At 54.2% G+C, this 10,110-nt stretch carries 6 protein-coding genes and 2 pseudogenes; 5 read left to right on the top strand and 3 right to left on the bottom strand.

The genetic code is table 11. The features are described from left to right. Positions 1-562 precede the first annotated feature (562 nt). The gene (locus APQ99_RS12020) at positions 563-1,903 is read right to left on the bottom strand and encodes an ISH6 family transposase (RefSeq protein ID WP_010904179.1); all 1,341 of its coding nucleotides are present in this window, start codon (positions 1,901-1,903) and stop codon (positions 563-565) included. A 168-nt stretch (positions 1,904-2,071) separates the two neighbouring features. On the opposite strand from APQ99_RS12020, the gene APQ99_RS12015 reads away from it, so the two are divergent. After that, positions 2,072-2,329 (top strand): hypothetical protein, encoded by a 258-nt coding sequence (locus APQ99_RS12015; RefSeq protein ID WP_136361735.1) that lies wholly within the window; start codon positions 2,072-2,074, stop codon positions 2,327-2,329. Positions 2,330-2,430: 101 nt separating this feature from the next. Here the strand turns inward: APQ99_RS12015 and APQ99_RS12010 are convergent, their stop codons facing one another. After that, positions 2,431-3,840 (bottom strand): ATP-binding protein, encoded by a 1,410-nt coding sequence (locus APQ99_RS12010; RefSeq protein ID WP_136361734.1) that lies wholly within the window; start codon positions 3,838-3,840, stop codon positions 2,431-2,433. A 95-nt stretch (positions 3,841-3,935) separates the two neighbouring features. Between APQ99_RS12010 and APQ99_RS12005 the strand changes: the two are divergent. From APQ99_RS12005 to APQ99_RS11995, 3 genes and pseudogenes are all read left to right on the top strand, one after another. Beyond that, a pseudogene (locus APQ99_RS12005) lies at positions 3,936-4,561 on the top strand (transposase); the annotation flags it as partial. 988 nt (positions 4,562-5,549) lie between these two features. Next, positions 5,550-8,585, top strand: a complete 3,036-nt coding sequence (locus APQ99_RS12000) for a plasmid replication protein RepH (RefSeq protein WP_168731200.1) — start codon at positions 5,550-5,552, stop codon at positions 8,583-8,585. After that, positions 8,582-8,887: a hypothetical protein gene (locus tag APQ99_RS11995; RefSeq protein ID WP_244289033.1), complete on the top strand. Its 306-nt coding sequence runs from the start codon at positions 8,582-8,584 to the stop codon at positions 8,885-8,887. Before APQ99_RS12000 ends, APQ99_RS11995 begins: the two co-directional genes overlap by 4 nt. A gap of 23 nt (positions 8,888-8,910) precedes the next feature. Here APQ99_RS11995 and APQ99_RS11990 read toward each other — a convergent pair whose 3' ends face one another. Then, a complete protein-coding gene (locus APQ99_RS11990; protein ID WP_136361732.1) occupies positions 8,911-9,678 on the bottom strand; it encodes a hypothetical protein in 768 nt (255 codons plus the stop codon). A gap of 179 nt (positions 9,679-9,857) precedes the next feature. Here APQ99_RS11990 and APQ99_RS11985 point away from each other — a divergent pair. Then, positions 9,858-10,110, top strand: a pseudogene (locus tag APQ99_RS11985) (IS4 family transposase); the annotation flags it as partial.

The following is a 10,110-nucleotide window of genomic DNA, read 5'->3' as shown; positions in this document are numbered from 1 at the left end:
GAGGGAAACAGTGTAGTGAGCCGACGCATGATTCTCGTTGAGGAGCGAGGGTTGTGCACAGACTTCTCCTCCTCATTCCTCTCGAAAAGTAGCCTCGATAAGCCGTCGCTGTCACGCGGTTCTCGTCTTAGCTAAAGACGGATGATTGGAGACCTCCTAAGTAACCAATCTCTTCGGAATCGGCTTATGAATCAGCTGAACTCCCCTGACCGATCTATTGCGTCAATACAGTACGTCACGCTCGCTCGTGAGATTGATCTTACAGAGTTCGAATATTCACGAATTAGCCATCTAGTTGAGGTAGACAATTATGCCGTTTGGGAGCGGGATCGAGAAAACCAGGAATTCGTACATCGTGGCGGAGAACTTGCACACCAGGATTTAGTAAATTGTCTCGACAACGGATTCGAATATGGGCGGATTGGCGCCCCGAGTGTTCAGTACTTAGTCGGTTCTCACCCGATTCTGGCACTTGAAGAAGTTCTCTACACACTTGTCGCGGATCACCGTAGCGCTGATGATGATGATTACCCTCAAGAATTTGGTCGCGTCGCAAAGCGGTCTAGAGTTTGCCTCTGGTGCTCTCAACTGAGAGGTCACAGCTCATTGCTGTTTTGGTCGATCGCTGGAGCAATTCGTCGAGGAACGACTGGTAGTACTCTGGGTCGGCGTACTTCACCAGCCGAAGCTGGAGTATCGCCTCTAATCCCTCCGTTGTCCAGCGCATCCACTGGTTCTTACAGCGCTTGCTGACTTCCCCCATCAGCCGTTCGACGGGGTTCGAGGTCCACGGCACCTCGAACCCCTCGGCAGCCTGCTCGGCAAACGTCACGATCGACGGCAGCCACCGCCGAAGATACCCCGCAGCCTTCTCTGACCCGTACTGATCCAACTGCCAGGCTGTCTTTTCGATACGCTCGGTCGTTCGCGCGATCCGTTCGCGGATCGCCGCGAACTCCTCGTTTGGACGGTGCTTGGCGACCGAATTCTTCAGATGGAACACCTCGTCGATCACCTCCGAGACGATCTCGTTCCGTCGATCCAAGGAGAACACGCCGTCGTCCCAGAGGTTGTAGTCCAGCGTTCGGCCGACGTGGACGAGATCGAGTTGGTGATCGCTGTATTCGTCGGTAAAGGCCGTAACGATGCCGTCATCAGCGTCACTGACGACCGTCGCGTCGTCAGTGACTGCGTCGATATCATCGAGATCGGCTGCTGTTTCGTCCCAGTCAGCGTTCACCGAGAGATCCAGTAGAGAGCGTGATTCCTCAGCGGTGTCTTCGCCGAGCGTGGCTTGGACGGAGTGGTACGTGCGGTCGTCGTCTTGGCTGTGACACTTCGTGCCGTCAGGAATAACGGCGTCAGCGTCTGTGTCAGCGACACAGTCTGGAAGGAACTGCTTGAGCTTGCTGCCGTATTCTCTGGCGCGGCGGTTAATCGTGGTCGGCGACGGCATCTTCGAGAGGATGCCGTCGCCGTGGTCAGCAGCATCACGGTAGCTGAGCGAGGTGGCGAGATCGACGCTCTTGGCCGCAATGTCCTGCTGATAGCGGTTTTGCCCGTCGAAGCTGAGAACATCTTCGACGGGGCGGAAGTAGCTGGATTCGTCGTGGTCAGCGGCGGTATCTTCGACGTAGTGAAGGTCGAATTCGTGTTCACCGGCGGTTGTGACGGCTGTGCGGGTGTCGGTACCGGCGCGTTGGAATCGCTGATCACCATTGCCGTGAGCGTGTTTCTCGCCACAGAGCGCCTCGACGCGAGCCGCGTCGAGGCTCTCGACGAGTCCTTCGAGAAGAACTGATTCAACGTTCTGGTCAGTGATGAACTCGGCAAGCGTGGCCAGCGGTATCGTTTTGTCGTCGTCGATGCTAACGGTCAACCGCACGTCGATTGTGGCGTGCATGGGACACCTCTTGGGTGGACACCAGAGGCGTCCCGTTCCTCACGGGAGCCAGTTGCTACTGAACTCTAGACCGCTTTGTGACACGACCAAGAATTTACGCGAGACGAGTTCAGGGAACGCTTCGAGGAGCCGCTGGAGATTGGGCCTCAAGGGGAAGAATATAATTCAGTGATTGATTCTGAGGTGGAACGGATACTCGACTTTGGCACAGAAATTGGGATGCTCTCAGATGATGAGGATGAACTGGGTTCATCGGGGGATTACGATATAAAATTCTCTGGAGAAAAGCCGCCTAAGGCGAAGGAAGAAGTCGTAGAGAAATTCCTTTCATACGAGACGCCCTACGAACGCGGGCGACGTGCCTTCCAACGTGTAGAGCGGGAATTTGAAGGCGAGTATAGTAGTTTGGAAGACTTCGGTTCGTAATACCAGCTGCCTGTTCGGTTTCTACGCAATAGCAGAACGAGTAGAAGTTGAGACAGGTATTCTCAATGCATAGCTGGTAGCAATTCAATTCCCTTCTAGCGCTACTCCGTGATCAGTCCGACGACATCATCGACAGTGAACAGATGAAGATCGTCCCGTTCCGATTCGGCTTCCTTGACTGCGGACGAGAATCCAGACCGACTGAATAGCGCATACGTGTACTCTGGGTCACCACCGCTGTCTGGATGCCAGTCTACTTCTGGGGCTTCAGATTCGAGTCGACTGAGGACGTCATATCCAACCGCTTCCTGTCGGAATTTTGCCTCACCGACGAGGAGTGTCTCTCCATTCGTCGGCGCGACGATGTCGATCTCGCTGCCACTCCCATCCCACCAGTTCCCGGGCTCCTCCACGAAGCGATACTCGTCACCGAATGCGTACAAGACAGCACGCTGGCATAACTGCTCGAACGTCCCACTGACGAAGTCTGGCAGTTCTGGGTCGATGAGGTCGGTGTAAGCGTCCTCACCATATACCTCGTACCGCGCTGTCCGCCCATAGACGAATCTGAACCAGAATCGGAATAAAGGATCTGTAATCGTATACCGACCTTTTCGGCTCCGATCTGGATTGACGGTAACTGGGTAGTCTCGTTCGATAATGCGCAAGTCATTCAGTCGGTTGAGATAATAGCCGACACTACTATTACTGATTCCGGCACCCTGGGCGACTTCGTTCTTGACTCGGTTTCCTTCTGCAAGCGACTTCAATATCGCAAAATACCGGTCGACCTCGTCCAGTTCCCGGTAGAGCACGTTTTCGGGCTCCTCGTGGAGCCCTCCATCACGCCGTAACAGCGTTCTCGTGACGTTCTCCTCAAGCGTCTCGTCATCTTCGACGGCTCGCAAATACTCTGGCGTCCCGCCGAAAACACCGTAGGTCATCACCTGTTCAACGGGGGAATACTCGGGGAAAAACGACATTGCCGCCTCGAAGTGAAGTGGGCCAACTTCGATTTCCCCGTTCGGGTTTTTGGCGACGCGACCGTACAACGGCGCTGTTCCTTCAAGCGCGTACTCGTGCATCATTCCAATAGCGGACCCGGTCAGCACGAAGGTCGTTGCAGTTTTCTCAGCGGTATGATCCCAGACGCGCTGCAGGATCGATGGGAGTGCGTCCGTTTGCTCGACGAGATACGGGAACTCGTCGACGATGATGACTGCATCCTGCTCGGCAAGAAATTCGAAGAGGGGTTCCCACTCTTCACGGATTCGTGTGATTCCTGGATACACCTCGGCAGCGTCGTTGATGAACGAGGAAATCTGCTGGTCTGCAGTCCCTCTAGTCGCCTGGTAGTAGACGGCATCGTTGCGGTCTCGGATCGACTCGATTGCGAGCGTCGTTTTCCCCATTCGCCGTCGCCCCCAAACTACCGCCAGTGCTGCCGTATCGCTCTCGTAGAGTTTATCGAGGCGTTTCAGTTCCCGTTTCCGGTTTACAAACCCAGTCATTATGTCTTCTTTGAAGGGGACACATAAAACTGTTCCCCTAAAGAAGTTTGAACTAACTTAGTTTGGACTAACGTATCTCCGACACTCTTAGACGAGTTCTTGCTGCCCGCCCGGTACGGAAAGGCGAGTCACGGAAGGAGATCGTCGAGGACCTGCTCGGCTCCGCTGAGGACCTCGTCCACGTCGATAACGTACTAATGGACCGGGAGTTCGACAGCCAGCACATTCTAGAGATGATCAGCCAGCGTGGACTGTCCTACGTCGTGCCAAAGCGGCTGCAGGCCAGCGAGAAAGCCCAAGCTAAACGGTTGCTCCGCGGGGGCAGGACCGATACGAAACGGACCGGAAGCTCCATCTCGGCAAGAATGAGTGGCACGAGACGACGCTAATCTACCGTCGGAAAGAGAACTCTGAACACGACGATTATCGACAGTACTCGGTGTTCATGTCGAACCGGGGTGGCGGTTTTCTCAGTGAGTACGGCTACCGGTGGGAGATTGAGAGTGGCTATCGGTCGATTAAGCGGTTCATGGCTGCGACGACATCCACGGATTTCGGGCTACGGTTCTTCTACTTCGCGTTTGCGTGTCTGTTGTACTCGGTCTGGCGAGCGGTCGATTTACTCGTCCAAGTCGAGTTGACAGGTGAATACGAACACGCACCGATGGTGACGGCCGACAATACGCTCACGCTGCTGAAGAAGGAGACCGGAATCGGGTAGTACGGTGCTCTACTCGTGTTAGAGCGTCGTCCGAGTGGCAACGCTACCCTAAGTTGCAGAAAATCGCCCATATGGTAGGAACTTTAACAAGAATGGCCGTTTGGACGGCAACCTGAAGCAGTTTCCACTCATCGATTCGGTCGAAACCACGCATCACAGCCCCGCTAAACCCGCTGTAGTCTCAACGTTCCGGCCCCAAGTTCTATATAGCGTTATAAGATTTACAAACCTACTAATCGGGCGTTCTCGCATCCTACAGGGCCTGAGTCATGCGATTAGGTCGTTTTTCGTTTGGTTTGGTTTAGAACAGTAAAACAAACCAGAACTAAGAGGGTGGCCGCCCTCCCGTAAGCACGAACAATGGAAGTCCCACAGCGAGCGTCTATATCCCACCATAGAGTTGAGCAGAATATTTGACGAATGGGAAACACATCATCGAAATTTGGTGGTTCTACACTGTGCGGGATCGTCAGACACCGACTGTTACCTTTAAGTTGCATCCGTGAAAACAAGGGGCCAAGGCAGGACAGAGTAATCACTGGTCGGCGTTGGAAGCCTGAAGAAGGCCCCGGACACGAACCTCTCGTGTCCCCACAGGTTGGCTACCTCGGCCTTCTTCCGCTGTGGGCTTAAGCGTTACCCCACGTAGCCGCTGCGCTGCCAAATGAAATGTCCTCATCACGATGACAGCGATGCAAACTACACAGACACACCAAGACCGAGGTGACCGCGAGTAGCTGACGCTACTCCAGACCAATGACTCACAGGTACAGACTCAAACGACAATCCGGGTCCGATGCTGCCAGGCTTCGCCCCGGATGTCGTTGTGAAGCATCGTCGCAGCGGACCAGCAGAGCCGGTCCTCAACACGGATGGAGCGGTATTATCAGTACGCTCCTATCTACAATGTGGACGCGAGGGGTCAAATTGGTTTCGGGACCCTCGCATTTGCCGGCTTCCACGCAGTCCGCACTTCTCCACGGACTGCATGCACACGCCTAATCAACAACAAGGAATCCGGAAGATCGTTCCAGGAGGGACCCTCTCTACTGCTGGAATTACCATTACCGAGGTCACCCCACGGGTAACAGAATGGATACCTGACCTTCTTGAGGAACTACTGCCACGGAGTATTCAATCGGTTCGAAAATTCATCCGGCAAGAAGACCCAGAAGTCCTCACGCACGCACGATACAACACCGTCTATCGCCGTCTTCAAGAGGAAACCCTGAGGTTCGACCATCAAGAATGGTGCTCCACAACGGATATTTGGAGTGATGCAGAGGCTGAAGCGGTTGAATACGTAGAATCACTTGTCGAGTTCGCAGTCAAATATTCTGACGTTGACGAAGATGATCTCGACGAACTTTCGGAGTATCACCAGCAGCGGTGCAAATCGCTTAAACAGACTCTCACTACGATCAGTACCGGACGTGGCCCACTCAACGCTGGCCTTGAAGCCCTCGCCAAGGGACCCGTACGACTCCACGATGAGCTCGATGACGCACCGCAACCGATCACGCTTGTCCTTGATGGCGAGTTGTGGTCAAAACTCGACGATAGAGGAACAGGTATCCGAGCACTTGCAGCTATCGCCGTGCTCGGCTCCACCTTCGACGTCCGCCTGGTTATTTCACCAGCGTTAGACGCCGCGATTGAGCGACGGTATCCAGACTGGTATGACTCCCATCTCCGTCTTACTGAAACCCGTGAGACCTCCTCTGTAGAATCAGCGGGTGGCGACGGACAACCATCGGCGGAGCAGCTCGAGGAAGCATGGGAAGCAATACAGAACCTCCCAGAGGAATCAGGGAGACTCCGTCTTCTCCGGAACCTCCCTATAGAGGGCTCTCGAGACTATCGTGATCTCAAGCAGGATGATGAGATTGACGTGCAGGCAGGGACTGTCGGCCGTTACATCCTCGATCTAGAAGAATTAGGGCTTGTGGATATCGACCGTCGTGGACAATACAACAGCGCATCCCTCACCGGCTTAGGACAAGTAGCAGTTGAGCAGTATGTCACCACGGACTACCGGGTGATCCATCCGACCCAATCGACGCTGGAGACGCATCTTACGCCGACCCCTCAGCCCCAAGCAAGTACAGTGTATCCCGCGCGATCGGACACGAGGGAGGGGGATCAGCCTGGGACAGCGGAGGATTGGATAGCTGCGACAGGCAGTCCTAGTGAGGGCGCTGACTACGTTCAATGGCTCGATGGGCCGTCTGGTGTCCTCGACGCTTGGGGAATGCATCAACGGTACCTTGCTGGCCGTCGAGATCGTGGTGTCACCCTAGTCGATGACCGTATCGAGCGTTTCGAGGACGGTCGCGTATCGTATCTCACTTGCTTCGACGATGATCTCTTCGTAGCCACTCAGTGGGGCGGCCCCCTTCCTACCCTGGGACGTATTGCGGGTGCCTTACTCAGCGACAAAGCACTGAGTAAGATCCTCACCCCTTCTCGTCTCGGAAACCAATTCGAAGAAATCGACGATGCGGTCGTTGAACAACTCGACAGAGAAGCTGGGGAAATCATCCGTAGAGGACACCAAATCGGCTGGTTCAGCGAAACCGAGGAAGACTACGATGGTTGGCGTGAGCGTATTGGCGCCGTTCGCAGTCTGTGTTTGCAACAAGTTGGCGAACTCACAAACAGTGACGACGTCGAAGCCCGGACTGAGTTACTACGTGACCTGCACGGCTTGGTTGCCTCAGCAACACAACTGTATCACGCAGCCGATGTGGATGTCACAATCAACGTGCGAGTCCCTGACACGGGAATGCTCATCAGCGATGAACGCCGTCTCGATGATTTCCTCGGTTTCGCCCGGTACACCGTCCCGAAACAGTCCGTGTACGGGATTCATTCGGGGTATAGGATGCTCCTCGAGGATCGACCGGAGAAACTCAAACGACGTCTTCCCTACGAGGTGGATGATGCTGATTCCACAATGCATCTGACCGCATCGTGGGTTTTCTCCGGACCAACGATGACCGATCTTCACGATGACATCGAGGGCGCCATTGAAATGGAGACCAACGAAATTCGTGAAGCAATTGCTAATGGACAGGAGTCAGCACCGGTAATGGAAATCCCCGTCCAGATTGGGAACTCCTACTCAGCGATTCGTAATCTCGTCGAGGAATACGCTTCAGCGAAGAACTACCAGGTAGCTCACCAGGGGGATATTCACGACGGGAAACAGGATCTCGAACGACTCGTCCGGCTGTTTCTCCGTGTCCTTGGAACGGAAGATCGACCACATCGAGCGTGTCCTCACGACGTTGCCGAGGCAATGCTTCATATTGCTCAATCCACCCAGAACTACGATTTCATCTCCGTTCGAGACATCTCCTTCGGGCTGTCGAATCTCCCCACGAAACGTCTCTTGCCTGAACTCCCTCCAACAGCGACGAAACTCCTCAAAACACTGCTTGACGCTGATGACCCGATGGGTCGGTCTGAGATCATTGACACCGCCGAGATTTCCGAAAGTAGCTACGACCGATACATCAACGAACTCTCCGCTTGGGACATTATCGAACCACGCGAAATCGAGGGACACCGCCGGTGGGAGGCACACTTAGAGCCGTGGTGGACACCGCAGAGTGATCGGGACGAACCCTTTGCCGACCCTGACCCAGACACGGGCATCCTTCATGCTGAATTCCCACGTGATGTCGCCAGTGCAGCGATGTGCCACCTCACCACCCATTACGACTTACCTGCCCTCGAAACAACGTATATCGAGGGAATCCGTCCAGGTGACGATATCAAGGCTCTCTTCGACGAGCACGACCGACTCAGACGATGGTGGCCATTCCTCTGGGGCGCATTCGCCGATTCGGACGAGCTTGAACGAGGCCCATCTGGTACAACAGCTTCGGACTCCACCGTCGTTCGTCTTGGTCAATCTCCAGGACCTGATGTAGCACAATCGACCTTCCAAGACGTTTCAGAAACAGCAACCCAACGAGATCATCTCAGTCAACCGTCGCCAGGGCTGACTAATGATTGACGACAATCGATAACTACGCAATGAATCCTCCACAACCAGCATCTGAACCGTACTCGAAAGGCGATGAAGTAACCGTGTACGTAGGTGAAGACGACCCCGACGTCCGGTACCACGGCGTCAAATGCATCGTCACTGACCGTCTGCAGGATGATCTGAACACCGAGACAGGGCGTGACCGTGACCAGTACCTCTACCGCGTAAAAAGACGGTCAACGGGCGAGGTCCTTCCCATTGATTTCCGGCACGGTGATCTTGTTCCCACAACGACATTAGAAGAACACTCTTCAGAAGATGATTATTGACTGCTTCTCGGCTCTAGAGGCCTTCAGAGCAAGTCTTTAAATTCGTTCGACCGCACCTCCATGTTCCTGGAAACACCGCGGTACAGCTGATGGAAGTTCATCTTCTCTGAATAGAAGTTCGGGAAGAAATAGCCATACCCAGGTTTGTCAATAAACAAGACACCAGCTACCCGGTCGAACTTCCGATCTGCGAATAGTCCTTCATCACCACTGCAGATACACGCGTCCCCCTCATGTTTCAGATCAAACTTTGGATCATCAGGCTCGACCGCCTTCGCATACGTCGTCCTGCCTGATTCCGGGATATACCCGTTGTCTCGTAGATAGTCTCCCCACACCTTTCGGTGCTGATACACCGTGTCAGAGACTTCCTGATTCTGACCGCCTGTTTTGGCACCGTGCAGCAGCTGCCGCATATCCTCCGGTTCAAGGAACGATACATCCGCATCATAGAATAGGAGGAGGGGGCGGCCTCCACGCTGTTTTTTCACTTTGTCTTCGATCTGGTCCACGATACTGTTCTTCGGGTCCAATGGAATTCGCTCAGCACCTTCCCACCGAATGATTGACCCGCCACCTCCTGTGTCTTCGAATTCAATCTGAAACCCGTTATTACTGATTGAGGACGGCAGGTTGGACGTATCGAGATTGACGATCTTGTCCACGATGTCATCGACCAGCTGCTCGTTGTGAGCAATCTCGCTTCCTTTGTACGGGATTTTGATGAAATCGTCTTTCAGTGTGATAAGCGCGGTATACTGCGTGTTGTCCAGCTTATCCTCTACCGCCACTCGTACGTTGTCTACCTTGTCCCACGACGTTCTGCTGGCAACTTCGATATCGAGTTCCCCGATATTGAACTCGTAATCCGGCTCACCTTGGGTTCCCTGGCATCCGTTCTAGTTTAGTGGAGAATCCTGTCGCTATCTGCTGATTAGATATCGTCGCAACTACCCGGTTGAGGAACCCGGTGGGAAGTGTGTACTCTCCACCGGACTCGGTAGTTGTTGACCGAATTCAAAGAGCGTTTCCCTCTGATGAGTTGCGCGAGCGCGCTCGCGCAACGAATCTCGTTGAGCGTGAGCGGAAGTTCGACATCGTTGCGCTGTTTTACACACTCTCGTTTGGCTTCGCTGCTGGCTCAGACCGCTCTCTGCAAGCATTTCTCGAACGCTATGTCGAGATGGCTGACTGCGACGACCTCTCTTACGCGGCGTTCCACG

The organism is Halobacterium salinarum DSM 3754 (assembly GCF_008124605.1).
In the GTDB taxonomy this organism is placed as follows: Archaea; Halobacteriota; Halobacteria; order Halobacteriales; family Halobacteriaceae; genus Halobacterium; species Halobacterium salinarum.
The sequence above is the reverse complement of the archived record's forward strand: the minus strand, read 5'-3'. Positions and strand labels throughout refer to the sequence as shown.